At 70.0% G+C, this 25703-nt stretch carries 28 protein-coding genes; 17 read left to right on the top strand and 11 right to left on the bottom strand.

Going from position 1 to position 25703, the window contains the following annotated elements:
- Positions 1-24: 24 nt before the first annotated feature.
- Positions 25-918, top strand: coding sequence for a formate dehydrogenase accessory sulfurtransferase FdhD (gene fdhD, locus QRN26_RS04985; RefSeq protein ID WP_285035620.1), 894 nt, complete (start codon positions 25-27; stop codon positions 916-918).
- Positions 915-3218 (top strand): FdhF/YdeP family oxidoreductase, encoded by a 2304-nt coding sequence (locus QRN26_RS04980; RefSeq protein WP_285035618.1) that lies wholly within the window; start codon positions 915-917, stop codon positions 3216-3218. The genes fdhD and QRN26_RS04980 overlap by 4 nt, the downstream gene beginning before the upstream one ends.
- Before the next feature lie 13 nt (positions 3219-3231).
- Here the strand turns inward: QRN26_RS04980 and QRN26_RS04975 are convergent, their stop codons facing one another.
- From QRN26_RS04975 to QRN26_RS04965, 3 genes are all read right to left on the bottom strand, one after another.
- Positions 3232-3492: a hypothetical protein gene (locus tag QRN26_RS04975; RefSeq protein WP_056009647.1), complete on the bottom strand. Its 261-nt coding sequence runs from the start codon at positions 3490-3492 to the stop codon at positions 3232-3234.
- A 91-nt stretch (positions 3493-3583) separates the two neighbouring features.
- Entirely contained in the window at positions 3584-4528 is a 945-nt protein-coding gene (locus QRN26_RS04970) for an alpha/beta fold hydrolase (RefSeq protein WP_285035616.1), read from the bottom strand.
- Positions 4529-4720: 192 nt separating this feature from the next.
- Positions 4721-5935 (bottom strand): hypothetical protein, encoded by a 1215-nt coding sequence (locus tag QRN26_RS04965; protein WP_285035615.1) that lies wholly within the window; start codon positions 5933-5935, stop codon positions 4721-4723.
- Between the two features lie 205 nt (positions 5936-6140).
- On the opposite strand from QRN26_RS04965, the gene QRN26_RS04960 reads away from it, so the two are divergent.
- Complete coding sequence (locus QRN26_RS04960) at positions 6141-7034, top strand: DUF808 domain-containing protein (RefSeq protein ID WP_285035613.1); 894 nt, start codon at positions 6141-6143, stop codon at positions 7032-7034.
- Between the two features lie 24 nt (positions 7035-7058).
- Here the strand turns inward: QRN26_RS04960 and QRN26_RS04955 are convergent, their stop codons facing one another.
- Both QRN26_RS04955 and QRN26_RS04950 read right to left on the bottom strand, forming a co-directional pair.
- Entirely contained in the window at positions 7059-7553 is a 495-nt protein-coding gene (locus QRN26_RS04955; protein ID WP_285035612.1) for a GNAT family N-acetyltransferase, read from the bottom strand.
- A 136-nt stretch (positions 7554-7689) separates the two neighbouring features.
- Positions 7690-8022 (bottom strand): DUF4333 domain-containing protein, encoded by a 333-nt coding sequence (locus QRN26_RS04950; protein ID WP_285035610.1) that lies wholly within the window; start codon positions 8020-8022, stop codon positions 7690-7692.
- Positions 8023-8117: 95 nt separating this feature from the next.
- Between QRN26_RS04950 and QRN26_RS04945 the strand changes: the two genes are divergently transcribed.
- Complete coding sequence (locus tag QRN26_RS04945; protein ID WP_285035608.1) at positions 8118-9014, top strand: alpha/beta hydrolase fold domain-containing protein; 897 nt, start codon at positions 8118-8120, stop codon at positions 9012-9014.
- Between the two features lie 40 nt (positions 9015-9054).
- Here QRN26_RS04945 and QRN26_RS04940 read toward each other — a convergent pair whose 3' ends face one another.
- Complete coding sequence (locus tag QRN26_RS04940) at positions 9055-9366, bottom strand: metalloregulator ArsR/SmtB family transcription factor (RefSeq protein WP_056009664.1); 312 nt, start codon at positions 9364-9366, stop codon at positions 9055-9057.
- 65 nt (positions 9367-9431) lie between these two features.
- Here QRN26_RS04940 and QRN26_RS04935 point away from each other — a divergent pair, with 65 nt between their 5' ends.
- Positions 9432-10322 (top strand): NAD-dependent epimerase/dehydratase family protein, encoded by an 891-nt coding sequence (locus QRN26_RS04935; RefSeq protein ID WP_285035605.1) that lies wholly within the window; start codon positions 9432-9434, stop codon positions 10320-10322.
- A 35-nt stretch (positions 10323-10357) separates the two neighbouring features.
- Here QRN26_RS04935 and QRN26_RS04930 read toward each other — a convergent pair whose 3' ends face one another.
- On the bottom strand, positions 10358-11416 hold the full coding sequence (locus tag QRN26_RS04930) for a LacI family DNA-binding transcriptional regulator (RefSeq protein WP_285035603.1): 1059 nt from the start codon (positions 11414-11416) through the stop codon (positions 10358-10360).
- 154 nt (positions 11417-11570) lie between these two features.
- On the opposite strand from QRN26_RS04930, the gene QRN26_RS04925 reads away from it, so the two are divergent.
- The 3 genes from QRN26_RS04925 to QRN26_RS04915 are packed head-to-tail and all read left to right on the top strand — an operon-like array spanning position 11571 to position 14703.
- Positions 11571-14021, top strand: a complete 2451-nt coding sequence (locus QRN26_RS04925) for a glycoside hydrolase family 2 TIM barrel-domain containing protein (protein ID WP_285035602.1) — start codon at positions 11571-11573, stop codon at positions 14019-14021.
- A gap of 59 nt (positions 14022-14080) precedes the next feature.
- On the top strand, positions 14081-14302 hold the full coding sequence (locus tag QRN26_RS04920) for a type II toxin-antitoxin system VapB family antitoxin (protein WP_056779915.1): 222 nt from the start codon (positions 14081-14083) through the stop codon (positions 14300-14302).
- On the top strand, positions 14299-14703 hold the full coding sequence (locus tag QRN26_RS04915; protein WP_285035600.1) for a PIN domain-containing protein: 405 nt from the start codon (positions 14299-14301) through the stop codon (positions 14701-14703). Before QRN26_RS04920 ends, QRN26_RS04915 begins: the two co-directional genes overlap by 4 nt.
- 22 nt (positions 14704-14725) lie before the next feature.
- Here QRN26_RS04915 and QRN26_RS04910 read toward each other — a convergent pair whose 3' ends face one another.
- Positions 14726-15487, bottom strand: a complete 762-nt coding sequence (locus tag QRN26_RS04910) for an SDR family oxidoreductase (RefSeq protein WP_285035597.1) — start codon at positions 15485-15487, stop codon at positions 14726-14728.
- A 100-nt stretch (positions 15488-15587) separates the two neighbouring features.
- Between QRN26_RS04910 and QRN26_RS04905 the strand changes: the two genes are divergently transcribed.
- On the top strand, positions 15588-16433 hold the full coding sequence (locus QRN26_RS04905) for a helix-turn-helix transcriptional regulator (RefSeq protein WP_285035595.1): 846 nt from the start codon (positions 15588-15590) through the stop codon (positions 16431-16433).
- 79 nt (positions 16434-16512) lie between these two features.
- The gene (locus tag QRN26_RS04900; protein ID WP_285035593.1) at positions 16513-17082 is read left to right on the top strand and encodes a hypothetical protein; all 570 of its coding nucleotides are present in this window, start codon (positions 16513-16515) and stop codon (positions 17080-17082) included.
- A gap of 21 nt (positions 17083-17103) precedes the next feature.
- On the opposite strand, the gene QRN26_RS04895 is transcribed toward QRN26_RS04900, so the two are convergent.
- Entirely contained in the window at positions 17104-17502 is a 399-nt protein-coding gene (locus QRN26_RS04895; protein ID WP_285035591.1) for a hypothetical protein, read from the bottom strand.
- A 91-nt stretch (positions 17503-17593) separates the two neighbouring features.
- The gene (locus QRN26_RS04890; protein WP_285035590.1) at positions 17594-18292 is read right to left on the bottom strand and encodes a FadR/GntR family transcriptional regulator; all 699 of its coding nucleotides are present in this window, start codon (positions 18290-18292) and stop codon (positions 17594-17596) included.
- Positions 18293-18430: 138 nt separating this feature from the next.
- Between QRN26_RS04890 and QRN26_RS04885 the strand changes: the two genes are divergently transcribed.
- From QRN26_RS04885 to QRN26_RS04870, 4 genes are all read left to right on the top strand, one after another.
- Complete coding sequence (locus QRN26_RS04885; protein ID WP_285035681.1) at positions 18431-20116, top strand: 2-isopropylmalate synthase; 1686 nt, start codon at positions 18431-18433, stop codon at positions 20114-20116.
- A 52-nt stretch (positions 20117-20168) separates the two neighbouring features.
- Positions 20169-20765 carry an HAD family hydrolase gene (locus QRN26_RS04880; RefSeq protein WP_285035588.1) on the top strand — a complete coding sequence of 199 codons (597 nt, stop codon included), beginning with the start codon at positions 20169-20171 and terminating at the stop codon, positions 20763-20765.
- Positions 20766-20876: 111 nt separating this feature from the next.
- Positions 20877-21446, top strand: a complete 570-nt coding sequence (locus tag QRN26_RS04875; protein ID WP_285035586.1) for a dihydrofolate reductase family protein — start codon at positions 20877-20879, stop codon at positions 21444-21446.
- A 20-nt stretch (positions 21447-21466) separates the two neighbouring features.
- The gene (locus QRN26_RS04870) at positions 21467-21859 is read left to right on the top strand and encodes a VOC family protein (protein WP_285035585.1); all 393 of its coding nucleotides are present in this window, start codon (positions 21467-21469) and stop codon (positions 21857-21859) included.
- Positions 21860-21895: 36 nt separating this feature from the next.
- Here QRN26_RS04870 and QRN26_RS04865 read toward each other — a convergent pair whose 3' ends face one another.
- Entirely contained in the window at positions 21896-23017 is a 1122-nt protein-coding gene (locus QRN26_RS04865) for an NUDIX domain-containing protein (RefSeq protein WP_285035584.1), read from the bottom strand.
- Positions 23018-23097: 80 nt separating this feature from the next.
- On the opposite strand from QRN26_RS04865, the gene QRN26_RS04860 reads away from it, so the two are divergent.
- From QRN26_RS04860 to QRN26_RS04850, 3 genes are all read left to right on the top strand, one after another.
- On the top strand, positions 23098-23910 hold the full coding sequence (locus QRN26_RS04860; protein WP_285035582.1) for an isocitrate lyase/PEP mutase family protein: 813 nt from the start codon (positions 23098-23100) through the stop codon (positions 23908-23910).
- A 313-nt stretch (positions 23911-24223) separates the two neighbouring features.
- Complete coding sequence (locus QRN26_RS04855) at positions 24224-25120, top strand: pentapeptide repeat-containing protein (RefSeq protein ID WP_285035581.1); 897 nt, start codon at positions 24224-24226, stop codon at positions 25118-25120.
- A 34-nt stretch (positions 25121-25154) separates the two neighbouring features.
- Positions 25155-25691: a hypothetical protein gene (locus tag QRN26_RS04850; RefSeq protein WP_056779957.1), complete on the top strand. Its 537-nt coding sequence runs from the start codon at positions 25155-25157 to the stop codon at positions 25689-25691.
- The last annotated feature ends 12 nt before the right edge of the window (positions 25692-25703 follow it).

Raw genomic sequence — 25703 nt, 5'->3', positions numbered from 1 at the left:
GGGAGGTGGTGATAGCCATGAGCCATGACTCGCATCACGGCGCGTAGACGCGTCACCCGGATCACCGTGGGACAGCCCGCGCGCACTCGCGAGGACGTCCTCGCCGTCGAGGAGCCGCTGGAGATCCGCGTCGGAGGCCGTTCGCTCGCCATCACCATGCGGACGCCCGGCCACGACGTCGACCTCGCCATCGGGTTCCTCGTCTCGGAGGGCGTCGTCGCTCGGGGTGACGAGGTCAGGACCGCCCGGTACTGCGCCGGTGCCACCGACGAGGGCGTCAACACCTACAACGTGCTCGACGTCGCCCTGGCTCCCGGCGTCCCCGCCCCCGACCCGAGCCTGGAGCGGAACTTCTTCACGACGAGTTCGTGCGGGCTCTGCGGGAAGGCGAGCATCGACGCCGTCCGGACGAGTTCGCGGTACACCGTCGCGGACGACGACTTCCGCCTCGACCCGGCGCTCCTCATCACCTTCCCCGACCGCCTCCGCGCCCAGCAGGCCGTGTTCGAGCGGACCGGCGGGCTGCACGCTGCGGGCCTGTTCGACGCGACGACCGGCGAGATGCTCGTGCTCCGGGAGGACGTCGGTCGACACAACGCGGTCGACAAGGTGGTCGGCTGGGCGGCGAAGGAGGGCCTGCTCCCGCTGCGGTCCATGGTGCTCATGGTCTCCGGTCGGGCGAGCTTCGAGCTCACGCAGAAGGCTTCGATGGCCGGCATCCCGATGCTCGCCGCCGTCTCCGCGCCGTCGTCGCTCGCGGCCGAGTTGGCGACCGAACTCGGGATGACGCTCGTCGGGTTCCTCCGCGGAGACTCCATGGTCGTCTACAGCGGAGCGCACCGACTGGCGTCGCCGGACCCGGCGGTCGTCCACGAGGTCGTCGAGCACGAGGTCAGCGAGCACGGGGTCAGCGCATGAGCGCCGAGCCGCCCGTCGAGGACGTCACCGACGCCGCGATCACGGTCTCCGAGCCGAAGCACGTGGCCGTCGGCCTCCCCGGCATCCTGCACTCGATGGAGCCGGCGCTCCGTCAGCTCGGGCCGCTGCGGACCGCCGAGCTGCTGACGTCGATCAACCAGCGTGGCGGCTTCGACTGCATGAGCTGCGCCTGGCCCGACCCCGACGATCGCAAGAAGCTGGAGTTCTGCGAGAACGGGGCGAAGGCCGTGATCTGGGAGGCGACCCCGATCGTCATCCCGAGCGCGTTCTGGGCGGAGCACTCGCTCACCGAGCTCGCCGACAAGTCGGAGTACTGGCTCGGCATGCAGGGCCGACTCTCGGAACCGGTCTACAAGCCGGCGGGCTCCGACCACTACCAGCCGGTCAGCTGGGACGAGGCCTTCGCGCTCGTCGGTGAACAGCTGCGCGGGCAGGACTCCCCGGACGAGGCCGCGTTCTACACGAGCGGACGGGCGTCGAACGAGGCGGCGTTCGCCTACCAACTGTTCGTGCGGGCGTTCGGCACCAACAACCTGCCGGACTGCTCGAACATGTGCCACGAGTCCACGGGCACCGCGCTCGGCGAGGTGATCGGCATCGGGAAGTCCACGATCTCCTACGCCGACTTCGAGCAGGCCGACCTCATCGTCGTCATGGGCCAGAACCCTGGCACGAACCACCCGCGCATGCTCACGGCCCTCGAGGACGCGAAGCGGGCCGGGGCGACCATCGTCTCCGTCAATCCGCTTCCCGAGGCCGCGCTCGAACGGTACAAGAACCCGCAGACGGTGCGGGGCATGGTCGGGCGGGGCACCGTCATCTCGGACCAGTTCCTGCAGATCCGGCTCGGTGGCGACATGGCGCTCCTGCAGGCCGTCTCGAAGCGCGTCCTGGCGGCCGAGGCAGCCGCACCCGGAACCGTGCTCGACCACGCGTTCCTCACCGAGCACTGTCTCGGGCTCGAGGAGCTCACGGCGCATCTGGCCGAGCTCGACGAAGCAGAGGTGCTCGAGGCGACCGGGCTCACGAGCGAGCAGATCGACGAGTTCGCGCAACGGTACATCGACTCGAACGCGACGATCGTCACCTGGGCCATGGGGCTGACGCAGCACAAGGCCGCCGTGAACGGGATCAAGGAGATCATCAACCTGCTCCTCCTCCGCGGCAACATCGGCAAGCCCGGTGCCGGCGCCTCGCCGATCCGCGGGCACAGCAACGTGCAGGGCGACCGGACCATGGGCATCTGGGAGCAGATGCCGGAGTCCTTCCTCACCGCCATGGAGGACGAGTTCGGTGTGCCGATGCCGCGCGCGCACGGGGTCGACGCGGTGAACGCGATCCGCGCCATGCAACGCGGTGAGATCCGCACCTGGGTGTCGCTCGGCGGCAACTTCGTCGCCGCGATCTCCGACACCGCCGCCGCCGAAGCGGCGATCCGCGGAACCGGGATGTCGGTGCAGATCTCGACGAAGCTCAACCGCTCGCACGTGGTCACGGGCGACGCGGCGATCATCCTGCCGACCCTCGGACGGACCGAGATCGACCTGCAGGCGAGCGGCCCGCAGATGGTCAGCGTCGAGGACTCCGTCTGCGCCGTCCATGCCTCGCACGGACGGATCCCACCCGCAGCGCCCGGGCTGCTCTCCGAGGTCGCGATCATCACGCGACTCGCGCGGGCGACCCTCGGCGAGGACTCCGGTATCGCCTGGCAGGCGTTCGAGGACGACTACGACACCATCCGGGAGCACATCGGACGGGTCATCCCGGGGTGCGAGGACTACAACGAGCAGATCCGTCGTGAGGACGGGTTCGTGTTGCCGAACGGTCCCCGTGACTCCCGCACGTTCACGAACCCCGAGGGTCGTGCGCTCCTGACGGTGAACGAGCTGGAACCGCTCCGCTGCCCGCCGGGCCGTCTGCTCCTGCAGACGCTGCGGTCGCACGACCAGTTCAACACGACGATCTACAGCCTGAACGACCGGTACCGGGGGATCAAGCAGGGACGCAACGTCGTGTTCGTCAACCCGGACGACCTCGCGGAGCTCGGGCTGGAGGACGGCCAGACGGTCGACGTCTTCAGCGAGTGGCCGGGGCAGCCGGACCGGGAACTCCTCGGCTTCCGGGCCGTCTCCTACCCGACGGCCAGGGGGTGCGCGGCGGCGTACTTCCCCGAGGCGAACGTCCTCGTCCCGCTCGACGCGACGGCCGACCGAAGCAACACCCCGGTCTCGAAAGCCATCGTGGTGCGGCTGCAGCCGGCGGGCGCTCGGCTGTCGTGACCGGCGGGGCGGGTCACTCGTAGGCCCGCAGGAGCTGCCAGCGGCCGCGGACCGCGTCGAGGCGGATGTCGAAGACGAAGGTCCGGCCGTCGGTCGCGGTCGCCTGGAACCGCCATGCCGGTGTGGCCGCCGGTGGGTGGGTGAGGAAGGCGACGTTCGGCTCGAGCGGTGTCGGCGTGTCGGTCACGAGGTACCGGGCCCCTTCCCAGAACAACCGCTCCGGCACACCTGCAGGCGTCGTCCAGACCGCGATCTCGGTGCTCGTGATCAACATGAGTGGCCTCCCGTCATTCGAACATACGTTCGATAGACAGCGAGCCTAACCCGACATCGGTCGACACGCCAGCCCGGATCCGCCCGGGTCGTCAGCCGGTCGGCGTGTCGCCGAGGAACCGCTTGATGTCGGCGCCCATCTGCGGCGACTCGGTGTGGTGCAGGTAGTGGCCGCCGTCGAGGAGGACGAGCTCGGACCGTTCGATGCCGGCGAGCTGGGCCTCGTGGAGCGATACCCAGTCGGCGAGTTCCGGGTCGTTTCCGACCACGAACATGAGGATCGGGAGGTCGGCCGGGAACGACTGCGACCGGGCGGCGCGGAAGTTGGCGGGGGTGTGCGCAATCTCGTCGAGCAGCGTCGGGTTCATGGCGTTGCGGTTCGCGAGGATCGCGAGTTGTCGCTTCGTCGCCGTATCATAGGGCAGCCCTGCGGTCGGGTCGGGCGCGATCGCGGTGAGCACCCGGAGGATCCCGAGCGACTTCAGGGCCTCGAGGCCGTCGGTCGGCGTGGCCTCGTCCGCACCCGGTTGTGTGGGGACGCTCGTGTCGATGCCGATGAACGCGGTGACCTCGTCGCGGTACCGCTGGAGGTATTCAAGGGCGGTGATGCCGGCGATCGAGTGTCCGGCGAGCACGTAGCGGTCGATGCCGAGGCCGCGCAGGGCGGCGTGGACCTCGCCCGCGATGTTGGCCGAGGTGCGGGGGACGTCGGTCTGGTCGCTGAGGCCGTATCCGAAGGGTTCGACGACGACCACGCGGTACTGGTCGCGGAGTTCGGCGACGAGCGGCTGGAAGTCGAGACCGGGTGCGGCGGTGCCCTGCCCGGGCAGGAGGACGATCGTCTCGGATGCGTCGCCGCTGATGACGACGTTCATCTGCTTGCCGTCGACGTCGACCAGCTGACCGTACGGTTGCAGTTCCGCCGCCTCAGCGGCGCTGGCGACAGCGTTGACGATGCTCGTGGTGGCGAGGGTCGCTCCGATCAGGCCGGCGATCGTGGCGATCGTGATCAGTGGAACCTTCAGGAGCTTGCGCATCGTCACCCGTCGTGTGGAGCCGGCGGCGGGCGGTCGCACCGCGCCGATTCCATCCTCGCGGGAGGCCGCCCGCCGCACATCCGTCGTGAGGCGAAGATGCTCCGTCCGGCCGTACGCGGATCTGCGCAGAGCGGCTCGTACGACAGAACCGGCTGGAAGCGAGGGCTTCCAGCCGGTTCATCGTGCGTTCGCCTACTCGGCGGGTGGCGTCGGCCGCTCGGGCGGCGCCACCTCTTCCGGAGGAGCGGGCGGCTGCACCTGCTGCTGCACCTGCTGCGGCGGAACGGGCGGCTGCTGCGCGGGAGCGGGCGGCTGCTGCGGGTTCGACGGCCGTCCTGGCGCCTGCGGCCCGGCCTGCGGAGGTCCCCACTGCTGCGGCGCGGCGTTCGGCGTCGGCCCCTGCTGACCTGGCGCCGAGCCCTGCCACGCGGGTGCCGACCATTGCTGGCCGGGCTGCGGTGCGGGCTGCCCCTGCGGCTGCCCGTACTGCCCCTGGGACGGCGCAGCCTGGTAGCCCTGGCCCTGCTGACCCTGACCCTGACCGTGGCTCGGCTGCCCCGGGTAGGACTGACCGGGATACGGCTGACCCTGGTACCCCTGCTGCGGCTGGTTCTGGTAGCCCTGAACCTGGTACCCCTGCTGCGGCTGGCCCTGATAGCCCTGCTGCGGCTGCCCCTGGTAGGGCGGCTGGTGCTGCCCGGGGTGGCCCTGGACCGGGTACGCGGGCGCGCTCTGGTACACCTCGGGACGGTACGGCTGCTGGCCGTAGTTCACCGGTTCGCCCTCGGGCTTCGGCGAGAACGCACGCACGATCACCGGGATCACGGCGGAGATGGCTGCAGCGAGCGTCGTGGCCGCTGCGATGCGCCACCACCAGTCCGCCCAGGTGCCCTCGGGGAACGCCATCGGCAGTACGAGCACGAGGACCGTCGCGATGATGAGCGAGATCGTCACGATGCCGGTGGCCCTGATCACGGTGGAGGAGGCACGCGTGACGAAGTGCAGGAAGTACACCTGGATGATGATCAGTGCCACGCGGGTGATGATGACGATGCCGAAGAACAGCATGATCTGCCCGGACCAGACGAAGCCGTCGTCGGTGTTCGGGGGCTGGAGCCACCCGTTCCACAGCTTCAACAACCCGACCGTGACGAGGAAGATGTTCACCAGGGTCGACACGGCCAGGTACCACTTGTTGGGCCCGTGTCCGGCTGCCGCGTCGAGTGAGACGGCTCCGACGAACGCCGCGAGCAGCAGCAGTGTGAGCCAGACGCGTCCGGCGATGTCGGCCTGATCGCCGACGATGATGAAGTACCCGCCGATGATCGCCGCCGCGACGAGCGTTCCGATCGTCAAGGTCAGCGCGAGCACGGCCGACCGTGAGCGGCGCGGTGTGGTCTCGACCATTCGAAATCCCCTATCTGTCGTGAGTGCCAACAGTACCGGGGTGGTATCCGGGCGGAAGGGAGCAGCCCCTACCCGATGGACGACGCCCGCGCCAGCGTGCCTGTGATGCGCACTCGACCGCCTGCGACGCCGCGGATCCGCACTACTCTGGACTCCGTCCCCGCCGAGCCCGCGGTGGCGCGACACCCGAGTCAAGGAGAAGCACATGTCGGTCGGCCTGCTCGCCGTTGTCGATGACATCCTCAGCGCCGCCCTGAAGGCGAGCGCGAAGACCGCGGGTGTCGTCATCGACGATGCCGCCGTCACCCCGCAGTACGTGCAGGGACTCACGCCGGCGCGGGAACTGCCGGTCGTCTGGCGCATCGCCCGCGGCAGCCTGATCAACAAGTTCGTCATCATCATCCCGATCGCCTTGCTGCTCACCGCCTTCGCACCCTGGGTCCTGCCGTTCCTCCTCATCATCGGCGGCACCTACCTCTGCTTCGAGGGCGCCGAGAAGGTCATGGAGTGGTTCGGCGTGCACCACGAAGCAGCGGAGGAGGACGTCCGCGACGAGAAGAAGCTCGTCTCCGGCGCCGTCCGCACGGACCTCATCCTCAGCACCGAGATCATGCTCATCTCGCTGGCCAGCCTCGACGCCGACATCGGCATCTGGATGACCCTCGGCGCACTCCTCGTCATCGGCCTCGTCATGACGGCCGTCGTCTACGGCGCGGTCGCGCTCCTCGTGAAGATCGACGACATCGGACTCCGGCTCATGAAGAACCCCTCGCGCGGCGTCCGGCGCACGGGTGCGCGCATCGTCGCCTCGATGCCCGCCGTCTTCCGCGTGATCAGCATCGTCGGCACGGTCGCGATGCTGTGGGTCGGTGGCCACCTCGTCGTCGCGAACCTCGCCGAGACGATCTGGCACGGCCCGTTGGACCTCTTCCACGTCGTCACGCACGCCATCGAAGCGGCCGGACCCGTCGTGGTCTGGATCGCCGACACCGCGATGTCGGCCGTGTTCGGACTCGTGCTCGGCCTGATCGTGGTCGGGATCGTCCTCGGCATCTCGCGCCTGCGCTCCGGCAAGCAGCCGGCGACCACCTCGCACTGACGGTAGCGGCCGGACGACCGGACGCTAGTGCAGCCGCCGCGCGTAGCAGAGCGACATCGGGATGACCTCGTACGGCGAGTAGATGGGGATCGGCTCGTAGCCGAGCCACTCATACAAGCGGACGGCCTCCGGCTGCCGGTCGCCGGTCTGCAGGATGAGTCGGGAGGCACCCTCGGCCCGCGCGGTGTCCTCGACGGCCGCGATGAGCAGCCGTGAGACGCCCCGGCCACGGTGGCCGGGCAGGGTCACGACGCGCTTGAGCTCCCACTCCTCGCCGAGCCGTCGCAGCGCGGCATGGCCGACCGGCTCGCCGTCGACGAGCGCGAGGAAGGTCGCCCGGATGTCCGCGGGATCCACGGTGAACGCCGCCTGCGCCCGCTGGGCCGCCTCAGCGTTCCAGTCCTCCCAGGCGGACGCGTACCGCGCGCCCATCTCCTCGTCCATCGCGGCACGCAGCCGCACCGCCCGCTCGTCGTCCCAGGAGACGGACTCGATGCTGGCTGGGGTCACGACGGTCATGTGCTTCTTCCGGGGCGGGCTGCGACGGCGTGATCGAGCGACCGACGCCGTCTGCCAGTCTCCCACGCACCACAGGGCCCGAGCGCGTCAGGAGGACACCGATGCGACCGGGCACGCCCGGCGACCGACCGCGTGATCAGTTCGCGGTGTCGGCGACCTGCACGGCCACGTGGTACTTCGTGCCCTCGACGTCGCTGATCGTGACGACGGCGTCGTACTCGGAGCCCGAGGACGGGTCGGTGAGCGTGCAGTCGACGGTGGTCTCGTCGATGAGCTTGACGCGCTCGTCCCCGCAGTCGAGGTCGGGCCGGGTGCCGACCTGCTCCTCGAGGGCTCCGGCCGCGGCGTCCGCGATGTCCGAAGCGGGGACGGTGAGACCGGCACTGGCGCTGAAGCTGCAACCGGTGAGCAGGAGCCCCACCGGCAGCAGGGCGACGGCGACGGACGGGAGGAGGCGGTGACGGGTCATGCCGCCAGTCTGTCCGCTCTCCGGCACGTGGGCGATGGGGAGTCCTCCCCAGCGGGCGCTGCTACCGTGGCGGCACCGTCCAGAGAAGAGGCACCGTGTTGATCGTCCCCAACGCCCTCGTCGGCCCGGCGCTCCGCCTCATCCGCGCGAACCGCGCCTTCGTGAGCGAAGCGGGTGCCCGGCGCCGGATCCGGGAACGGACGCTCAGACCGGTGCCCTACGGACCACCGGCCACGCTGCGGCCGGACGTCCGGGTCGATGTCGAGCGGTTCGGCGACTGGCCGGTGTACACGGTCAGCCCGACGAAGCGTGCCTCCGCCGGCGGGGTCGTGTACGCGCACGGCGGCGGGTGGGTCGGCGAGATCGCGCCCCAGCACTGGGTGCTCGCGGCCACCATCGCGGCGGAGACGGGCGCGACCGTCTCCCTGCCCATCTACCCCCTCGTGCCCTACGGCACCGCGGCGGAGGCCCGGACGGGCATGGTCGAGCTCGTCCGACGCAGCCTCGACCGACACGGACCGACCGTCCTCGCGGGCGACTCCGCCGGCGGCCAGATCGCCCTGTCCGCGGCGCTCCGCCTGCGCGATGACGGCATCGTCCTCCCCATGACCACCCTCCTGTCCCCCGCGCTCGACCTCACGTGGAGCAACCCGCGGATCCCGCTCGTGCAGCCGAGCGACCCGTGGCTCGCCACCCCTGGCGGTCGGGTGTTCGCGGAGCACTGGCGCGGCGACCTCGAGCTCACCGAGCCGGCGGTCAGTCCCCTCTTCGGCGAGCTCGCCGGGCTCGGACCGATCACCCTGCTGAGCGGCACGCGGGACGTCCTCAACCCCGACGCCGAACTGCTCGTCGCGCGTGCCCGGGCGGCCGGGGTGTCCCTCGACTTCCACGAGGGTGTCGGTCAGTTCCACGTGTGGGCGCTGCTGCCGACCCGCTCGGGGCAGGCGGCGACGCAGACGATCGTCCGGAGCGTCGCCCGCGGGCTGCGCTGACCCAGCCGCTGACCCGGCCGGGAGACGACCGGTCGCGCGTCTAGGCGGTGCGGCGCTTGCGGACCTCGCGGAGCACCATCTGCTCCGGGCACACCGTCGACAGGAAGTCGCCGACCGACAGCGCGAGGCGTTCGCCGACGAGCGAGTAGAGGATCCGGTTGGCGTCGCGACGCTCGGAGACGAGCCCGGCCTGCCGCAGCACACTGAGGTGGCGCGAGATGGTCGGCCCCGTGGCGTCGAACCGCGACGCGATCTCGCCGGCGGCCAGCTCGCCGTCCTTGAGGTCCTGGAGGATCTGTCGTCGCGTCGGGTGCGCGAGTGCGGCGAAGATGTCCGACGCTGTATCTGCCATGGTTGCAATCTAGCACAATTGCGATATACGGTTTAGCTCTATTGCTAACAAGCGAAGGAGTTGTCATGCGCATCGCCATCACCGGCGGGACCGGGTTCGTCGGTCGCCACCTGGCCGAACGCCTGCAGGGGGACGGCCACGAGACGGTGATCGTCTCTCGGCGCACCGGGGTCGACATCGACGACACCGAGGCACTCGCGACGGCGTTCGCGGGCTGCGACGCCGTCGCGCACTGCGCCGGGATCAACCGGGAGATCGGCGAGCAGACCTTCGCGCGCGTGCACGTCCGGGGCACCCAGGCCGTCGTGGACGCGGCCCGCCGAGCGGGCGTCGGGCGCCTCGTCCTCGTGAGCTTCCTCCGCGCCCGCCCCGACTGCGGCTCGGGCTACCACGAGACGAAGTGGGCGGCCGAGGAGCTCGTCCGCGGGTCGGGCATCCCGCACACGGTCCTGAAGTTCGGGATGATCTACGGGGCCGGCGACCACATGATCGACCACGTGACGAAAGCCGTCCGCACCTTCCCCGTGTTCGCGACCGTCGGGTACCGCGAACGCCTCGTGCGTCCGGTGCCGGTCGCCGATGCGGTCGACGTCCTCCTCGCCGCCCTCGAGGGCCGGGTCACCGAGCCGACGGTCGCGGTGATGGGCGCCGAGACGCTGCCACTGGGGACGGCCGTCCGGCGGATCGCACGCGTCGCCGGCCGACGACCGCTGTACGTCCCGGTGCCGGTCTGGACGATCCGGTTGCTCGCGCGTCTGACCGAGCGGCTCATGGTGACACCGCTCGTCGCGAAAGCACAGGCGCAGATGCTCGCCGAGGGCGTCGACGCCGCGGCACCGCCGACACCCGAACTCCCGGAGGCACTGCGACCCCAGCGGCGGTTCGACGAGGCACGCATCCGCGCAGCGCTCCCCGCCGGACGGTTCACGCTCGCCGACCTGCGACGGTTCGCCTGATCGGAGCGCGGCGCTGAACGACGGGTGCCGACCGATCAGCGGTCATCGGGCCGACGGGGACCGGTCGACTCCCGTTCGATGAGCGTCGTCGCGAGCTCCAGGTGGTGCGAGAACGGCCGCTCCCCCGCCTGCAGCCGGAGCAGGGTGTCGACGGCCGCGCGGCCGATGTCGTGCATGGAGGTGTGCACCGTGGTCAGGCGAGGAACGGTGAGCATGGCCGAGTACGTGTCGTCGTAGCCGACGACGCTGACGTCTTCCGGCACGCGGAGCCCCGCCTGGAGCAGGGTGCGGATGACCGCGAAGGCGTCGGCGTCGTTGGTCGCGAAAACGGCCGTGGGTGGGTCGTCGAGCGCGAGCATGCGCTCGACGGCGGGTGCCGAGGTGCCCATCCCCTCCTCCGACACGAGCCCGGGGTCGAGCGGGATCGCCGCGGAGCGGAGCGCCTCGCGGTAGCCGACCGCCCGTGCACGCAGCCCGGGATTCGCCGGGTGGCCGCCCACGAAGGCGATCCGCCGGTGGCCGAGGCCGATGAGATGCTCGACGGCCTGCTGCCCGCCGACCGCGTGGCTGGAGCCGATGCTCGCCACCGACCGGGCGAGCGGATCCGGGGAGTCGACCGCGACGAGCGCGACGCCCGCATCCAGGCAGGCGTCCACCACGTCGGCGTCGATCGGTGTCGTCACGACGATCATGCCGAGCGCGCCCCGCGCGGCGACCCGCTCGACGAAGGCGCGGTCGAGCGCCACCTCGTCACCGGTCGCGCCGTCGGTCCCGAATCCGGAAGCGGGCGACAGCACCCGGGTCACGAGGTCGACGTCGAGGCGTTGCGCGGCCGCGACCATGCCGTCGAGCACCCGCAGGGAGTACACGCTGTGCAGGGTGTCGAACACGACGTGGACCTGGCGTGGACCGCTACCAGCCGAGCGCGCGGCCGGGCGGTACCCGAGCTCACGGACGGCCGCCTCCACGCGCGCCCGCGTCGCCTCGGACATGCCCTGGCGGCCGTTGACGACCTTCGAGACCGTCGCGACGGAGACGCCGGCGCGTTCGGCGATCGACGCCAGGGTCGGGCCGGTCATCGGCGTGCGTGCCATGCGATTCCTCCAAGATCAGGGTCACGGATCGACCCAGCGTAGCGAAACAGTTTCGTGGTCGACGCGTTGACCGGAGCGAAGCCGCTCGCATACCGTGAGCGGACCGTCGACCACCGACGAAAGACTTTCGCATCGAATCGCACTGGAGCGCGCCATGACCATCACCTCGTTCACCGACGGCTGGATCGTCCGGGCACCTCGGGGGCCCTTCGCGGCCGTGCAGGGTGGTGCCGACGACTCGGTGGCCGTGACGCTCCCGCACGATGCCCTCCGCGACGCCGACCGCTCAGCCGACGCCCCGGCGAAGGGTGGGGCCGCGTACTTCCCGGCCGGGGCCTTCAGCTACGTGAAGACCTTCGAGGCTCCAGGCGCGTGGGCGGGGCGGATCGTGCGACTCGAGGTGCAGGGCGCCTTTCGCCACGCGATGGTGTACCTCAACGACGAGTTCGCGGGCAACCGATCCGATGGCTTCGCGCGGTTCTTCGTCGACCTCACGCCGTACCTCCGAGCAGGTGCGACGAACACGCTGCGCATCGAGGTGCGCTCTGGGCAGGACTCGCGATGGTACGCCGGCGCAGGTCTCCACCGGCCGGTCCTCCTGCACGTGGACGAGCCGACGCACATCGTGCCCGACGGCGTCCGCATCACGACGGTCCGTATCGAGGACGACCAGGCGGTGTTGGAGGTCGTGACCACCGTCGCCAACCGCGGCCTCACGACGAGGTCCCATGTCCTCACCACGGAGCTCACCTCGCCTGCGAGTGTCGTCGTCGAACAGGACCGCACGCCCGTCACGGTCGCGCCGGGCGGCACGGCGACCATCCGGCAGCGACTCTACGTCCAGGATCCGGCGCTCTGGAGCGTCGAGTCCCCCTCGCTGTACACCGCGCAGACCACGCTGGCACCCGCCGCCGACGAGTCGGACGCCGGCAGCACCGTGCACACCGTCCACGGCATCCGAACCGTCACCGTCGACCCGCGGAAGGGACTCCGGATCAACGGCGAACCCGTGCTCCTGCGGGGTGCCTGCATCCACAGCGACAACGGCCCGCTCGGGGCGGCCTCGATCGCGCGTGCCGAGGAGCGTCGCATGCAACTCCTCAAGGACGCCGGGTTCAACGCCATCCGGGCCGCCCACAATCCGGCCTCACCGGCCATGCTCGACGCCTGCGACCGCCTCGGGATGCTCGTGATGGACGAGGCCTTCGACCAGTGGCACCGCGGCAAGACCACCTTCGACCCGTCACTCGACTTCGAGCAGTGGTGGCGGTCGGACCTGGAGTCGATGGTGGACAAGGACGTCAACCACCCGAGCGTCATCATGTACTCGATCGGCAACGAGATCGTCGAGGTCGGGACCCCGCACGGCGCGATCCTGGCCCGAGAGCTCGCCGAGCACGTCCGCGCACTCGACCCGACCCGACCGGTCACGAACGGCGTGAACGCGACCCTGTCGGTGCTCGACGAACTCGACGAGATCATGGCGTCGGACCAGGGGCTGAACGAACTGATGGGCGAGGCCGGCGCGAACATGATGAGCCTCATCGGCTCCTCCGACGCCGTCACGACCCGCACCGAGGAGTCCAGCGCGGCGCTCGACGTGCTGGGCCTCAACTACGCGGACGGCCGCTACGCGAGCGACGCCGAACGGTTCCCCCACCGGGTGATCGTGGGTTCTGAAACGTTCCCGACACAGATCGGCGAGCTCTGGCCGCTCGTCGAGGCCAACCCGAACGTCATCGGCGACTTCACGTGGACCGGCTGGGACTACCTCGGCGAGGTCGGCATCGGGGCGACCTCCTACGCCGAGGACCCCGAGGCGAACGGGGCCCTCGAACGCGAGTTCCCGTACCTCACCGCCTGGTGCGGCGACCTCGACCTCACGGGCTGGCGCCGACCCGTCTCCTATTACCGGGAGATCGTCTTCGGCCGGCGCACGGAACCGGCGATCGCCGTGCTGCGCCCCGAGCGCCACGGTCAGACGGTCACGATGCAGTCGCCGTGGGCGTGGAGCGACTCGGTCGATTCATGGACATGGCCGGGCTTCGAGGGAGCGCCGGTCACGGTCGAGGTCGCGGCGGACGCCGACGAGGTCGCGCTGCTCCTCGACGGGACGGAGGTCGCACGCGGGCAGGTGGGTGCACGCCGACCGATGCTCGCCTCGTTCGAGACCGTCTACCGGCCGGGCACGCTCGAGGCCGTCGCCTATCGCTCAGGGGCGGTGGTCGGCCGCACCGCGCTCGCCTCCGCCACCAGCCCGACCCAGCTCGTCGCGACCGCCGACCGCACGGTGATCCGCGCCGACGACACCGACCTCTCCTTCGTCGCGATCGAACTGCGCGACACCGCCGGCGTGCTCGTCACGGGAGCCGACCGCCAGGTCTCGATCGACGTCTCCGGTGCCGGGGTCCTCGCGGGGTTCGGCACCGGCACGCCGAGCACGACCGAGCGGTTCGACGCCACCACCCGCACCACCTTCGACGGGCGGGCGCTCGCCATCATCCGCCCCACCGGGCCAGGATCCATCACGGTCACGGTCAGCGGTGCCGGCCTGCGCGACGTCGTCCTCGACCTGGAGGCTGTGGAGGCTCCTTCGACGTCCTGACCGTCGGCGCCAGTGCCCGCCGCGTGTTATACAATGCTCTATATAAGACGGGAGCATCCATGACCATCACCTCCATCGACATCGACCAAGCCGAACTCAAGCAGGCGAAGGAGCTCGCCGGAACCACCTCCAACCGGGAGACGGTCGACCTCGCCCTCAGGACGCTCATCGCCGTCCGCCGTCAGCCTGCCGCTGTCGAACGCATCATCGGGCGGTCGTTCGAGCCGGATCAGTTGGATGCACCCACGATCACGCCGACGGTCGGGCCTGCCGCCCGGTGACCGTCTACCTCGTCGACAACAGCATCTGGCTACGGGCGCACACGAGTGCCCGCATCGCGCAGCGACTTCGGGACCTCTCACCGCACCACTTGATCATCACGTGTCCTCCGCAGGTCCTGGAGTACTGCCATTCGGCGCGCACTGCCGACGAGTATCGCGAGCTTCGCGAGGACATGGACGGGCTGCTCCCTGCGTGGGAGCACCCGTCCGCGTCTGAGGCTCTGGCCCTGCAGCAGGCGCTGTGGGAGAACGGGCTGGTCCGGGCGGCAGCGGCATTCGACTGCCTGATCGCCGCGTATGCGGTCGCCAACGACGCAGTCGTCCTCAACGCGGACCACGACTTCGGGTACCTCGAGCTGGCCACCCGGGGCGCCGTCCGCCAGGAGTACGTCGAACCCTGACTCGGTTCGGAGTGATGCTGACTCAGTTCCCGTGCGGGTCGAGCTGGTTGACCGTCGCGACGGTCTGCGCGTAGTCGCCTCGGGCCTCGGCGAACCGGAGGAACTTGACGTTCTCCACCAGGATCTCGGTCGCGTCGGGCTGGGCCTCGATGAGCGCCATGACCTCGTCGACGTAGGCGTCGAGCGGCATCGCGAAGTCGCTCGTCTCCTGCCCCGGCATGAGCGAGGTGCGGACGGCGGGCGGGACGAGTTCGACGACGTGCACGCTCGTGGATGCGAGCTGCAGGCGGATGGACTCGCTCAGCATGTGGATCGCGGCCTTGCTCGCGTTGTACGTCGGGGTGACGCGCAACGGCGTGAACGCGAGGCCCGAGGAGACGGTCATGATGGTGGCGTCCGGCCGGCTGCGGAGGTGCTCGATGAACGCACCGATCAGCCGGATGGGGCCGAGGACGTTCGTCGTGATGATCTCCTCCGCTGTCGCGACGAAGTCCGGAGCCGTCCAGTCCTCGCCACGCATGACACCCGCCATGGTGATGAGGACGTTGAGCTCGGGGTGTTCGGCGATGACCTGGGCCGCGGCCTCCTGGATGCTCGCCGGGTCGGTCGTGTCGATGCGCACGGTGTGGAGGCCGGGCTCCTCGGCGGCGATCGATTCGAGGAGTTCCGTGCGGCGCCCGCCGACGATGACGGTGTTGCCGGCCGAGTGGAGGCGTCGTGCGAGAGCGAGGCCGATGCCGCTCGTCGCGCCGGGGATGAAGACGGTGTTTCCGGTGATCTGCATGCGTCGAGTCTGCGGCCGTCCGACGCTCGCCACCAGGGTTCGCCGATCCAGGGATCCGCGGTCCCTGGATCGCCGGACCTCAGGGGCGGATACTGGCCGGATGGATCGCCCAGCGCTCGCAGACTTCCTCCTCCGTCACCGATCGGCCTTGCAGCCCGCGGATGTCGGCTTGAGTGCCGGTCCTCGGCGCCGGACGGCGGGGCTCCGGCGCGAGGAGGTCGCGCAGCTCGCCGCGATGTCCACCGATTACTACGCGCGACTGGAGCAGCAGCGCGGTCCCCAGCCGAGCACGCAGATGCTCGGTTCGCTCGCCCGTGCGCTGCGACTGAGCGCCGAGGAACGCGACTACCTGTACCGGATCGCCGGCCACAACGCACCCACGCGCCTCGCGACCTCGGACTACGTCGCCCCCGCGCTGCTGCGGGTCCTCGACCGACTCACGGACACGCCGGCGCTCATCCTGTCGGCCCTCGGCGAGACGCTCGTCCAGAACGACCCCGCCCGCGCGCTGTTCGGCGACGAGAGCCGGTACCAGGGCCTCGAACGCAGCGCGATCCACCGCTGGTTCGTCCGGCCCGAGGAGCGGCTCCGCTACCCGGAGGAGGATCGCGAGCGACAGAGTCGGGCCCAGGTCGCCTCCCTCCGTGCGGCCTACGGCTCGCTCGGCGCACAGTCGCCGGCGGGCGAGATCGTCGACGCCCTCTCGGCGCACAGCGAGGAGTTCCGACGTCTGTGGGCGACGCACGAGGTCGGGCGCCGGTTCGAGGACCACAAGGTGCTCATCCATCCCGAGATCGGCCCCATCGAGCTCGACTGCCAGGCGCTCTTCACCGAGGACCAGTCGCAGTCCCTGCTCGTGCTCACCGCCGCACCCCATACGCCGGCCGAGGGCAAGCTGAAACTGCTCGCCGTGCTCGGGACGCAGACCTTCGAGGGGGCGCGGTGAACGCCAGGCGCCGTTGAGGCGACCGCCGAGGAGAGGACTGCCCATGCCGCGGGCGGCGACCGCCCGGTACGGTCGATGGATGCCCGACGACGAACGCACCGGGACCAGCGAGCCAGGGAACCTGCCGGAGCAGGACAGCCTGCTGCTCGAGTGGCTGGAGATCATGCACCCCCGCCTCGCGCGGTTCGAGAACTTCCTCACCCCCCGCGAGGTCGTCACCGATTACACGCGAGACTCGCTCGTTTCCCTCGAGCGGCTCATCCTCGACCGTTGGCCTGACCGCCAGTCCTTCGCGCAGGAGCAGGACACCGATTTCAACGATGGTGCCACGCGATACATCGGTGAGACCTACCTGCGGATCGCCGGGGGCGGGTGGTTCGTGAACCACGATCCGAACTTCCTGTACTCGGGTCGGCTCTGCATCCTGCTCGACGTCGAGATGCCCGTCCCGATCTCGCCGCTCAACCTGATCACCACGATATTGAGTCGGCGCGCCGGCAATGTGCTCACCCGGATCTGGGACGGGCAGACGAAGAACGTCGCCGAGCGGCGTCTCGCCGAACCAGGCTGGGAGCCGGTGCGTGCGCCGTTCCCCGGCGCGATCCCACTGTCCCGCTTGGGTTCGGCGCTCACCCCTTCCGTCCGGTGAGCTCGGAGCGGAGCTGATCGGTCAGACGGGCGCCGTGCGGAGCTTCCGCCGACGGACCGCGCCGCCGATCGCGAGGCCGACACCGGCGATGATCGCGGGGACGACGAGACCGAGGACGACGACCGCGACGAGCGCCAGGGCGAGGCTCGGCATCAGCCCGCCACCGAGCAGGTAGACCACGAGCAGCGGGATGAACGCGAGGAGCATCAGCCAGGCGAGGCCGGGCTGACGCGACACCGCGAGGACGCCTGCGACGAAGAGCAGCGACGCGAACCACAGCAGGACGCCCAGCAGGAACCGCCAGGAGTCGTACGCCGCAGCCGGCAGCAGTTGCGGCCCCGACGACGAGAGATCGCGGTTGCCGAAGAGCAGCAGCACCCCGACCGCCAGGCCGAGAGCCGCCAGAACAATGGCGATCACACCGAAAACACGCACAGGACCTCCCCAAGGAACACTGGAGATCCTGCCGGTCGCGGCGCCGGATGACAAGGGGTGACGCCGAGGTCGTTCATCACTCGGCGGGCGCGCCTCCCGCACCGTCGCCGACGACGGCGTCGCGCAGCGCCAGGAGGTGAGCACGGCTCAGGGCGGACGCGGCCTCGCCATCACGGTATGCGACGGCGTCGACGATGCGCTCGTGCACCTGCTGATCGTGATCGGTGCCCGGCTCGCCACTGAGCCGCAACATCTGGATCATGGCGTCGCGGCTGCGCTCGGCGAAGGTGTCGAACAGTTCGGTCAGGATCGGGTTGCCACCGGCGGCCACGATGCTCCGATGGAGCGCGGTGTCGGCGTCCACTCTCGACGGGATCGTCGCCCGCTCGACGTTCCGGCGGTCGAGCGCCGCACGGATGACGCCCAGATCGGCGGCGGTGTGACGCTCTGCGGCGAGCGCCGCCGCCTCGCTCTCGATGGCGAGGCGTGCTTCCAGGATCGAGGCGATGTTCGTCCGGAGCACGAGCGCCTCCCAATCCTGCTGCGGCGCGAGGGCCTGCAGGAAGATCCCCGACCCCTGGCGGCTCATCAGGATGCCTTGTCCGGCCAACTGCCGGATCGCCTCCCGCATGGTGGATCGGCCGACGCCGAGCTGGGGGCCCAGTGTCGTCTCGCCGGGGAGCTTCTGGCCGATCGCCCACTCACCGGTCTGGATCCGTGCCAGCAGGAGGCGGGCCGCCTGGTCCGAGAGGGATTCGCGTCGCACGGTGGTCATGGATCGATCATAGTCCTCAGCTTGTCTGACAAGTTGTGTTACCGTGGCCGCGTGATCCTCTCCGACTCCCGCCTCTCCACCCCAGCCGGCCCCGTCCCTCCGCACGCTCCCACCTGGAACCGCCAGCGGCGTTCACAGATGCCGTCCGACCGCTACCAGGACCTCTTCTCGCGCGTCGACGTGCCGCTCATCGACCGCGAGTGGCCGGCACGACGCCTCACCGAAGCCCCGCTCTGGGTGCCGGTGGACCTGCGCGACGGCAACCAGGCGCTGGCCGAGCCGATGGACCCCGCGCGCAAGCGGAACTTCTTCGAGCTCATGGTCACCATGGGCTACAAGGAGATCGAGGTCGGCTACCCCTCCGCCTCGCAGACGGATTACGACTTCGTGCGTCTCATCGCCGAGACCGACATCGCCCCCGAGGACGTCACCATCGTGGTGTTCACCCCGGCCCGCCGGGACCTCATCGAGCGGACCGTCGAGTCGATCCGGGGCATCCGCAACCAGGTCGTCATCCACATGTACACGGCGACCGCCCCGCTCTGGCGGGAGGTCGTGCTCGGCCACGACCGGGACTCGTTGCGGTCGTTGATCCTCCAGGGCGGGTCGGATGTGCTCGAGTTCGCCGGCGACCTCGACGGCGTCCGGTTCGAGTTCTCGCCCGAGGTGTTCAACCTGACGGAGCCCGACTACGCGTTGGAGCTCTGCGATGCCGTGACCACCCTCTGGGACGCGTCCGAGGACCGACCGGTGATCCTCAACCTGCCGGCGACCGTCGAGGCGGCGACGCCGAACGTGTACGCGGATCAGATCGAGTACATGCACCGGAACCTCGCCCGGCGGTCGTCGGTCATTCTCTCCGTGCACCCGCACAACGACCGCGGGACCGGCATCGCGTGCGCTGAACTCGCGGTGCTGGCCGGCGCCCAACGCGTCGAGGGCTGCATCTTCGGGAACGGCGAGCGTACCGGCAACGTCGACATCGCGACGCTGGCGTTGAACCTCCACACGCAGGGCGTCGATCCCATGATCGACTTCTCCGACATCGACCACATCCGTCGGGTCGTCGAGCACAGCAACCGCATCGATGTCCACCCACGGCATCCCTATGTCGGCGAGTTGGTGCACACGGCGTTCTCCGGCACGCACCAGGATGCGATCAAGAAGGGCTTCGCCGAGCACCGCGCCCGGGCCGAGGCGAGCGGCAGCCGGGCCGAGGACCTCCCGTGGCGGGTGCCGTACTTGCCGGTCGACCCGGGAGATCTGGGGCGGAGCTACGAGGCGGTCATTCGCGTGAACTCGCAGTCGGGCAAGGGCGGGATCGCGTACCTGCTCGAGCGCGACTACGGCATCGAGATGCCGCGGCGTCTGCAGGTCGATTTCTCCCGCCGGGTGCAGCAGCACGCGGACGACTCCGGGAGCGAACTCGATGCGGAGGCGCTCTTCGGGATCTTCGAGCGCGACTATCTCACGCAGCCCGGGTCGACACGTCTGGTCGAACTCGACACCACCAGCGCGAACGGGACGACCAGGACGTCCCTGCGGATCGAGGTCGACGGCGCCACCCACGCCGCGGCGTTCCCCGAGGTCGGCCCGGTGGAGGCGACGACCCTCCTGCTCGCCGAGCACGGTCTGCCGGTCGAGATCGTCTCCCTGCATCAGACCTCGCTGACGTCGGGGAGCGACGCGCAGGCGCTCACTCTCGTCGAGTACCGCCTCGGCCAGCGGACGGGCTGGGCAGCGGGCCGCGACCGGTCCGTCCTCGAGGCGAGCGTGCAGGCGGTCCTCAATGCAGCGGTCGCCGCGAACCGTTCCGTCGACTGAGCGATCCGGCCCGAGGGCTGCGGTTCGTCGTGGAATCGGGGAGGATGGCCGGATGATCCACGTCGTCCTCTTCGATCTCGACGGCGTCGTCCGGCACTTCGACCCTGCGTTCATGACGGATCTCGAACACCGTCGCGGCGTGAACCCAGGATCGATCGAGCGGGTCGCCTTCTCCAAGCCGCTGATCGAGGAAGTCACCACCGGGCGGATCACGCGCGACGAGTGGGTGAGGCGCGTGGGCGAGACCCTCGGCGATCACGCCGCCGCTGAAAAGTGGGGTCGACACCCGTCGACGGTGGACGACGAGGTGCTCGGCCTCTCAGACGAGATCCGAGGACTGGGCCTCAGGACCGCGATCCTGACGAACGGCACCGACACCATTGCGGCCGAGGTCGACGCACATGGCTTCACTGGGCGGTTCGATGCGATCTTCAACTCGGCGGTCATCGGCTTCGCGAAACCCGACGTCCGGGCATTCCAGCATGTGCTCGACGCGCTCGACGTCACCGGGGACGAGGTGTTCTTCACCGACGACACCGCGTCCAAGCTCGTCGGCGCCGACACGCTCGGCATGCGAACGCACCACTTCCACGGTGTCCGCCCACTCCGCGCTGAACTCTCCGCGGCGGGCGTAGCCGTCGGGCACTGAACCGCGGGGCGGTGGCGGCGCCCGATCACCCCTCCCCACGGCTGGCGGATCGTCCTACAGTGGGGCGTCAGGGCACCCCGCGCGCCCGAGCCATCACGAGGGAGCGATGCGATGCGACCACTCCGGTATTCGATCAACGTCACGCTCGACGGTTGCTGCCATCACGAGGCCGGGCCCCCACCGGACGAAGAGTCGATGCGCTTCTGGACGGCCGAAATGGAGCGAGCGGACGCTTTGCTCTTCGGCCGGGTCACCTACGAGATGATGGAGTCCACCTGGCGGCGGCCACCCGACGGCGTCTGGCCCGACTGGATGGGCGCCTCGGAGATCGCGTTCGCGGAGGCGATCGACCGAGCGCCGAAGATCGTGGTGTCGAGCACACTGGCGTCGGTCGATTGGAACGCCGAGCTGCTCCGCGGCGATGTCGGCACGGCCGTGCAACGGCTCAAGGCGGAGCCCGGCGCGGGCCTGTGGGTGGGTGGTGTGACGCTCCCCCGCGCGCTGGCCGACTTGGGGCTCATCGACGAATACGAGTTCGTCGTGCAGCCGGTCCTCGCCGGCCACGGCCCGACGCTGCTCGCCGGGTTGCGCGAACAGATCCAGCTCGAACTGGTGCACCGCGAACCGTTCGGCTCGGGCGCGGTCGCCATGCGGTACCGGCCGATGCCGTCGACCGACTGAACCACTCGAAGGAGCATCCCATGCACTGGAATCTCGAAGTCGTCCCCGTCAGCGTCGCCGACGTCGACCGGGCGAAAGCCTTCTACGACGAGCAGCTCGGGTTCCATCTCGACCTCGACCATCGGGTCAGCGACGATCTCCGCATCGTGCAGCTCACCCCTCCCGGTTCGGCGAGCAGCATCCAGCTGAAGGTCGGCGACACCCGCCTCGAGGGCCTGCAGCTCGTGGTCGACGACGTCGACGCGGCCCGGTCCGAACTCGCCGAGCGCGGCGTCGACGTGACACCGGTGATGCACTTCGAAAACGGCGTGCGCCTTGAGGGCCGGGGCGGCGACTGGAACTCGTTCGTCTTCTTCGCCGATCCGGACGGCAACACCTGGGTGATCCAGGAGCGGCCGGCGGCGGTCGCCTGAGGGCGCAGAAGCGCCGTCAGGAGCTGAGCGCCTCCGTCACCCGGCGATCGGGCGGAGCGGCGGGAGCAGACCGCGGGCGGCCGCAGCCGCTCGCGCCACCATGAGCGGCGGATCGACGATCGTCCCGTCGGTGATCAGCTGGTCGAGCTCGATCAGCGGCATGCGCACGAGGCGGACCTGTTCGCCAGGGTCGGACGTGTCAGCATGTCCTGCGCGCAGGCCGGACGTGGAGATGAACAGGTGCGTCGGCCATGCTGCACGCCCCGGGTTCATGAAGAAGGTGTGGAGCGGTCGGAGATCGTCCACGATCAGCCCCAACTCCTCCTCGAGCTCGCGCCGAGCAGCGTCGATCGGCCGCTCCTCGCCCCGGCCTCCGCCACCCGGCAGATCGTAGATCCATCGGTCGACGGGATAGCGATATTGCCGCGCCAGGATCACGTCGTCTCCGTCGACGATGAGCGAAGCGACCGAGAACGGCACACTCTCATCGACGAGGTAGCCGAGACGGGAACCACCGGGCACCTCCACCTCGTGCTCGACCAAGGTGACCCGGCCCTCGAACACCGTCCTCGTCGACCGAGTGCTCCAACCCGTCTCGATCTCGCCGTCCGTCCGCTCCGGGTCTCTGTGCGGGTCGAGAGACGGAACGCGCCCGTCCGTCTGCAACGAAGCCCAGACGTCGCGGATCGCCTGCAGCTGCTGATCGACCGTCATGCCGCTGACGTCGATCACGTGATCCACGTCCGGCGGCGGCGTCAGCAGCGCGTGCAGCAGGTCGAACTCGTCCTCGGACAGGTAGACGGCACGGGTCGTGGCGCGCTCATGCGCCTCGTCGAGCGGGAGTGTCAGGTGTACGACGAGGCAGTCCGGGAGTTCCGCCCGGTAGACCGCGAGGGCCTCCGGCGTGACGACGTCGGCGATGACGACCGCGAAGCCGTCCTCGAGGAGGTTCCTCGCCATGGCCGACGCGTTCCGCGCCGCGAGGAGATGTTGGGACACCCCGTCGTCTCCGCTCCACAGCGTGGCCTCGCCCGACACCACCAGTTGTCGGATGTCGTCGACATCGATGAAGGCGGCGCGGTCGAGCTCCCGGGCCAGCAGGCGCCCGCACGTCGACTTCCCGACCGCCGGGCCGCCGGACAACACCACTGGACGCATGAACCCGCCTTCGATCGTCGCCCACGCTAGCAAGCAGCGGCGTGGTCGGCGACTCCTCCGTCATGTGCTGGACTGGGAGGATGACCGACCACCTCCAACGCGCCCTCGCCCTCCACTCGATGCACGTCCAGGGCGACCCGCTGATCCTCCCCAACGCGTGGGACGTCGCCTCGGCCCGTGCCGTCCTCGCGGCGGGCGCGCAGGCGGTCGCGACCACGAGCGCCGGTGTCGCCTGGTCGCTCGGGCGCCGCGACGGGAACGAGCTCAGCCGGGAGACGGCTCTCGACGCCGTGCGGCGGATCACCACCGCCGTGCCGGTCCCGGTCACCGCCGACATCGAGGGCGGTTACGGCGACACCTCGGCCGAGGTCGCCCGCACCATCGCCGCCTGCATCGAGGCGGGCGTCTCCGGGGTGAACCTCGAGGACACGCTCCGCCCGGTCGAGGAACAGGAGCACCGGATCGCCGCCGCACGACGTGCAGCCGACGAGGCCGGGATCCCCCTCTTCATCAATGCGCGGATCGACACGCATCGACTCGGTGACGTCGGTGGGGACCACTGGTTCGACGAGACCGTGACCCGTGCCGCCGCGTATGCGCGGGCAGGCGCGAGCGGGATCTTCGTGCTCGGCGCCCTCCGCGCCGACACGATCGAACGACTCGCGGACGCGACCACCCTCCCGGTCAACCTCGCCTACGGTCCCGGAACCCTGTCGATCAGCGAGCTCGCGAAGGCCGGGGCGAGCCGGATCAGCGCCGGCTCGTCGATCGCCGAGGCCGCCTACAGCCTCGCGCACCAGTGGGCCTCGTCGATGCTCGACTCCCCCGATGCGGCACCGGCGCAGCCGCCCGCACTCGGGTGGGCCGCGATGAACGGCCTGATCCGGGACTGAACCGCCGCGGAGTCAGCAGTCGAACCGGACGTGCCGTTCCGACGTGGCCCCGGAGGGGACGATGTCGATCTCCATCAGGTACCGGGCGGCTCCGTCCAGCGGTGGGTCGCCAGCTGCCGCGAGCCAAGCCGCCGCGCTACCCTGGTCGGCAGTGAACCGTTCTTTCCCTCTGTGACCCAGAGCCCCTCCAGCGACACCCGTTCGCTCCTCCGACGAGGGGCGGTGATTTCGTGCGCCCGGAAGGGGAGCTCCCTGCGGAGTTCCCCCGCATCCCGGCCCGCATTCGAAACCACTCCGGAAAGACCACCCACGCATGCCTTCCAACGACGCTTCCGTCACCCCGTCCGACGCCCGCTCGACACTTCGCGCGAACTGCGCTGACTGCTTCGCCCTCTGCTGCACTGCCTTCGGGTTCCAACGATCCGCGGACTTCCCGATCGACAAACCCGCCGGCACACCCTGCCAGAACCTCGCCGACGACTTCTCCTGCACCATCCACGAGTCCCTCCGCCCGCGAGGCTTCCGCGGCTGCACCGTGTTCGACTGCTTCGGTGCCGGACAGCTCGTGTCGCAGGAGTTGCAAGGCGGGACGAGCTGGCGGGAACGCCCCGACATGAGCGCCGAGATGTTCCGCACCTTCGGCGTCGTCCGGCAGCTGCAGGAGATGCGCTGGTACCTCGTCGAGGCCGCCGAGCGCGCGAGCGGCACCGACCTCGCTGCACCGGTGGCCCGACTCACGGCGGAGGTCGTGCGGGTCCTCGACGGCGGGACGGCCGAGATCCTCGCCGCTGATGTCGACGGGCTCCGGGCCGCCGTCAGGACGGTGTTGGTCGACATCAGCGAGGAGGCACGCGGCGGGTACCTGGCCGGCGCCGGCTGGGAGGTGGACGACGCCCTCCAGCCCTCGGCGGACCTCGTCGGCCGAGACCTCCGCGATCGCCGCTTGTGCGGAGCCGAGCTGCGCGGGGCACTCCTCGTCGGCGCCGACCTCCGCGGAACGGACCTGGCGGGCGTCGATCTCCTGGGTGCCGACCTTCGCGGTGCGCGACTCGACGGAGCCGACCTCGCGGAGGCCCTGTTCCTCACGCAGGCGCAGGTGAACGCCGCGCGCGGTGATGCAGCGACCCTGCTCCCGGCAACCATCGACCGGCCGGGGCACTGGACGAAGTCCCCATCCACCTCAACGACGGATGGGGAGTTGTCCCCGTAGGCTCAGGCGCCTCGTCCCCGATAGCGTCGAGGACATGACCCGCTCCCGCCGCGCCCTCACGTTGACCGCCCTCATCGCCGCGACCCTCGGGGTCGCCCTGACCGGATGCTCCGCCGGCACCCAGCAGGCTCCCGATGACGCCCTGGCGATCGGCACGGGCGTGGCCGTCGAGGTCGGCACCGGCGTGGAGATGTCGTTCTCCATCGACGACGTCCGGGAGGGGAAGCTCAGCGACCTCGCGGAGATGGGCTTGCAGTCGACGCCGTCGGACGACGGCAAGGTCCCGTACTTCGTCACGTACTCGGTCACCCTCACCGACGGGGAGATCGCGGACGCCGACCGCTCTGCGCTCCCGGTGCCGAAGACCGACGAGTGGAAGCTCACCGGCAAGGGCACCTACCGGCCCATCCAGGTGATCGGCCAGTTCGACTGCACGCCGGACGGCAACGCGACCGCCGGGGTCGCACCCGATGCGCCGCTCGTCGCCTGCCAGGCCTTCCTCGGTGACGCCGACGCGCTCCCCACGGCCATCGAGGTGAAGGACCTCGGCACCTGGGCGACCAAGGACTGAGCGCGACGACAT

Origin of the sequence: Plantibacter sp. ME-Dv--P-095 (genome assembly GCF_030209365.1) — a bacterium.
Lineage (GTDB): Bacteria > Actinomycetota > Actinomycetes > Actinomycetales > Microbacteriaceae > Plantibacter.
This window is presented reverse-complemented; position numbering and strand designations above follow the sequence as displayed.

What these genes read in the sequence shown, in the direction of transcription:
- QRN26_RS04925 (WP_285035602.1), top strand. Translation starts at nt 11,571, where the DNA reads ATGACCATCACCTCGTTCACCGACGGCTGGATCGTCCGGGCACCTCGG.
- QRN26_RS04970 (WP_285035616.1), bottom strand. Translation starts at nt 4,528, where the DNA reads ATGCGCAAGCTCCTGAAGGTTCCACTGATCACGATCGCCACGATCGCC.
- QRN26_RS04950 (WP_285035610.1), bottom strand. Translation starts at nt 8,022, where the DNA reads ATGACCCGTCACCGCCTCCTCCCGTCCGTCGCCGTCGCCCTGCTGCCG.
- QRN26_RS04960 (WP_285035613.1), top strand. Translation starts at nt 6,141, where the DNA reads ATGTCGGTCGGCCTGCTCGCCGTTGTCGATGACATCCTCAGCGCCGCC.
- QRN26_RS04940 (WP_056009664.1), bottom strand. Translation starts at nt 9,366, where the DNA reads ATGGCAGATACAGCGTCGGACATCTTCGCCGCACTCGCGCACCCGACG.
- QRN26_RS04955 (WP_285035612.1), bottom strand. Translation starts at nt 7,553, where the DNA reads ATGACCGTCGTGACCCCAGCCAGCATCGAGTCCGTCTCCTGGGACGAC.
- QRN26_RS04870 (WP_285035585.1), top strand. Translation starts at nt 21,467, where the DNA reads ATGCACTGGAATCTCGAAGTCGTCCCCGTCAGCGTCGCCGACGTCGAC.
- QRN26_RS04890 (WP_285035590.1), bottom strand. Translation starts at nt 18,292, where the DNA reads ATGACCACCGTGCGACGCGAATCCCTCTCGGACCAGGCGGCCCGCCTC.
- QRN26_RS04930 (WP_285035603.1), bottom strand. Translation starts at nt 11,416, where the DNA reads ATGGCACGCACGCCGATGACCGGCCCGACCCTGGCGTCGATCGCCGAA.
- QRN26_RS04900 (WP_285035593.1), top strand. Translation starts at nt 16,513, where the DNA reads ATGCCCGACGACGAACGCACCGGGACCAGCGAGCCAGGGAACCTGCCG.
- QRN26_RS04910 (WP_285035597.1), bottom strand. Translation starts at nt 15,487, where the DNA reads ATGCAGATCACCGGAAACACCGTCTTCATCCCCGGCGCGACGAGCGGC.
- QRN26_RS04885 (WP_285035681.1), top strand. Translation starts at nt 18,431, where the DNA reads ATGCCGTCCGACCGCTACCAGGACCTCTTCTCGCGCGTCGACGTGCCG.
- QRN26_RS04875 (WP_285035586.1), top strand. Translation starts at nt 20,877, where the DNA reads ATGCGACCACTCCGGTATTCGATCAACGTCACGCTCGACGGTTGCTGC.
- QRN26_RS04920 (WP_056779915.1), top strand. Translation starts at nt 14,081, where the DNA reads ATGACCATCACCTCCATCGACATCGACCAAGCCGAACTCAAGCAGGCG.
- fdhD (WP_285035620.1), top strand. Translation starts at nt 25, where the DNA reads ATGACTCGCATCACGGCGCGTAGACGCGTCACCCGGATCACCGTGGGA.
- QRN26_RS04905 (WP_285035595.1), top strand. Translation starts at nt 15,588, where the DNA reads ATGGATCGCCCAGCGCTCGCAGACTTCCTCCTCCGTCACCGATCGGCC.
- QRN26_RS04980 (WP_285035618.1), top strand. Translation starts at nt 915, where the DNA reads ATGAGCGCCGAGCCGCCCGTCGAGGACGTCACCGACGCCGCGATCACG.
- QRN26_RS04860 (WP_285035582.1), top strand. Translation starts at nt 23,098, where the DNA reads ATGACCGACCACCTCCAACGCGCCCTCGCCCTCCACTCGATGCACGTC.
- QRN26_RS04865 (WP_285035584.1), bottom strand. Translation starts at nt 23,017, where the DNA reads ATGCGTCCAGTGGTGTTGTCCGGCGGCCCGGCGGTCGGGAAGTCGACG.
- QRN26_RS04965 (WP_285035615.1), bottom strand. Translation starts at nt 5,935, where the DNA reads ATGGTCGAGACCACACCGCGCCGCTCACGGTCGGCCGTGCTCGCGCTG.
- QRN26_RS04855 (WP_285035581.1), top strand. Translation starts at nt 24,224, where the DNA reads ATGCCTTCCAACGACGCTTCCGTCACCCCGTCCGACGCCCGCTCGACA.
- QRN26_RS04850 (WP_056779957.1), top strand. Translation starts at nt 25,155, where the DNA reads ATGACCCGCTCCCGCCGCGCCCTCACGTTGACCGCCCTCATCGCCGCG.
- QRN26_RS04975 (WP_056009647.1), bottom strand. Translation starts at nt 3,492, where the DNA reads ATGTTGATCACGAGCACCGAGATCGCGGTCTGGACGACGCCTGCAGGT.
- QRN26_RS04880 (WP_285035588.1), top strand. Translation starts at nt 20,169, where the DNA reads ATGATCCACGTCGTCCTCTTCGATCTCGACGGCGTCGTCCGGCACTTC.
- QRN26_RS04935 (WP_285035605.1), top strand. Translation starts at nt 9,432, where the DNA reads ATGCGCATCGCCATCACCGGCGGGACCGGGTTCGTCGGTCGCCACCTG.